This window comes from Pseudonocardia pini, assembly GCF_013870575.1.
In the GTDB taxonomy this organism is placed as follows: Bacteria; Actinomycetota; Actinomycetes; order Mycobacteriales; family Pseudonocardiaceae; genus Pseudonocardia; species Pseudonocardia pini.
Window position 1 is genome coordinate 1 of sequence record NZ_JACBXB010000809.1, and the last position, 2,428, is coordinate 2,428.

Here is a 2,428-nt window from a genome sequence, read left to right on the forward strand (position 1 = left end):
ACGGTGGACCGGGCGGAGCTCGACGGCCTCGCGGCGCACCTGGGCAGGCTCGGCAGGCCCGTCGAGCGGCTGTCCGGGCGGGAGCTGCGCAGGCTCGAGCCCGCACTCGGTCCGGCGGTCCGCGGCGGGCTGTCGGTGCCCGCCGACCTCTCGGTGGACAACCGCACCCTGCTCGACGCGCTTCGGCTCGCCGCCGAGAAGGCCGGCGTGGTGTTCGAGGAGCGCGCCTATGGCGGCGAGCCCGCGGACACGCTGCTGATCTGCGCCGGAGCGCACTCCGCGGCGTTGCACCCGGCCCTGGAGGGCCTGCTCCGCCCGGTCAAGGGCGAGATCCTGCGCCTGGCGCACCGCCGGGGCGCGTTCCCCGTCCCCGGCCGCACGATCCGGGCGTTGGTCGACGGGCGGCCGGTCTACCTGGTCCCCCGCCCCGACGGGATGGTCGTGGGCGCCACGCAGTCGGAGAACGGCTTCGACACCGAAGCCACCGTCGGCGGCGTCCGCGACCTGCTCCGGGACGCGGAGCGGATCGTCCCGGGGATCGCCGAGTACGGCCTGGCGGAGGTGGCGGCGGGGCTGCGACCGGGTAGCCCGGACAACGTCCCGTTGATCGGCAGGCTGGACGCCCGCACGGTCGTGGCCACCGGGCACAGCCGCAACGGGATCCTGCTGGCGCCGCTGACGGCCGAGCTGGTCGTGGACGTGCTGGCGGGCGGCGGGGTGCCCGCCGCCGTCGACCCCGCCCGCTTCCGGAGGCAGCCATGAGGATCGAGATCAACGGCACCGCACACGACCTGCCGGAACCCGCGACGGTCGCCGACGCACTCGCCGCGATCGACGCCCCCGAGCGCGGCGTGGCGGCCGCGGTGGACGGCACGGTCGTGCGCCGTGCGGACTGGAGCAGGCGCACGTTGAGCGAGGGCGCGGTGGTCGAGGTGCTGACCGCGGTGCAGGGAGGATGACCATGGACGAGCTCGTCGTGGGCGGCCGGAAGATCGGGTCCCGGCTGATCACCGGGACCGGTGGCGCCGCGAACCTGGAGATCCTCGAACGCGCGCTGGTCGCCTCGGGGACCACGCTGACCACGGTCGCGATGCGCCGGATCGACGCCGCCACCGGCACCGGCGTGCTCGACCTGCTGCGCCGCCTCGGCATCGAGGTGCTGCCCAACACCGCCGGCTGCCGGACCGCCGCCGAGGCCGTGCTCACCGCCGAGCTGGCCCGCGAGGCACTGGAGACCGACCTGCTGAAGCTCGAGGTCGTCGCGGACGAGCGCACCCTGCTGCCGGACCCGATCGAGCTGCTCGACGCCGCCGAACAGCTCGTCGACGCCGGGTTCACCGTGCTGCCCTACACGAACGACGACCCGGTGCTCGCCCGCAGGCTGGAGGCGGTCGGGTGCGCCGCCGTCATGCCGCTGGGGTCGCCGATCGGGACCGGGCTCGGCATCCGCAACCCGCACAACATCGAGATGATCGTGGCGGAGGCCGGGGTCCCGGTGGTGCTCGACGCAGGCATCGGCACCGCCTCCGAGGCCGCGCAGGCCATGGAGCTGGGCTGCGACGCCGTCCTGCTGGCCACCGCGGTCACCCGCGCCGCCGATCCCGAGCGGATGGCGCACGCGATGCGGCTCGCGGTCGAGGCGGGGTACGCGGCGCGGCACGCGGGCCGGATCCCGAAGCGGTTCTGGGCACAGGCGAGCAGCCCCACCGCCGACTGAACGATCGCTAAGATGTGGCGGTGCCGCTCTTCACGTTCGAAGGTCGCAAGCCGACCGTGCATCCCACCGCCTTCATCGCCCCGACCGCGACCCTCGTCGGGGACGTGCGGGTCGAGGCGGGGGCTTCCGTCTGGTACAACGCCGTGCTCCGTGGGGACACCGGTCCGATCATCGTGCGGGAGGGCGCCAACGTGCAGGACGGCTCCGTCCTGCACGGCGGGGAGGACCCGGCCACCGAGATCGGCGCGGGCGCCACGATCGGCCACCTCTGCGTGGTGCACGGCTGCGTGATCGGGCCCGAGTGCGTGGTCGGCAACGGGGCGACCATCCAGGACCGGGCCGTGATCGGGGCCCGCAGCCTCATCGGCGCGGGTGCGCTCGTCCCGCCGGGCAAGGTGATCCCCGAGGGCACCCTCGTCCTCGGGCCCACCGCTGCGCCGAAGGGGCCGCTGACCTCGGAGGCCGAGTGGTGGGTGTCGAACAACCCCGGCTTCTACCGCGAGCTCGCCCAGCGCCATGCACGAACGGTGTCCGAGGTCTGACTCTCCGCGCCCGGGCGCTCACCCGATCGAGGGGATCGGCGGCGCGGCGTGACCGGCGTGTCCGGGCCCGTCGACCATCCTGGGGGCTCACCGGGCGATCGGAGAGCGCATGCGGGGTCGGAGCAGGCTGGCGTTCCTCGCCGTCGGCGCGCTCGTCCTCGCCGGGTGC

4 protein-coding genes are annotated in these 2,428 nt (G+C 74.8%); all 4 read left to right on the forward strand.

All coding sequences use genetic code 11. The annotated features are described in order from the left end of the window. Positions 1–762: FAD-dependent oxidoreductase (locus H5J29_RS29290; protein ID WP_181784210.1), on the forward strand; the 762-nt coding region annotated here is incomplete at its 5' end. After that, a complete protein-coding gene (thiS, locus tag H5J29_RS29295; RefSeq protein ID WP_181784211.1) occupies positions 759–959 on the forward strand; it encodes a sulfur carrier protein ThiS in 201 nt (66 codons plus the stop codon). The genes H5J29_RS29290 and thiS, both read left to right, overlap by 4 nt. After that, positions 956–1,717, forward strand: coding sequence for a thiazole synthase (locus H5J29_RS29300; RefSeq protein ID WP_181784212.1), 762 nt, complete (start codon positions 956–958; stop codon positions 1,715–1,717). The genes thiS and H5J29_RS29300 overlap by 4 nt, the downstream gene beginning before the upstream one ends. Before the next feature lie 20 nt (positions 1,718–1,737). After that, a complete protein-coding gene (locus tag H5J29_RS29305; RefSeq protein ID WP_181784213.1) occupies positions 1,738–2,259 on the forward strand; it encodes a gamma carbonic anhydrase family protein in 522 nt (173 codons plus the stop codon). Positions 2,260–2,428: the final 169 nt, after the last annotated feature.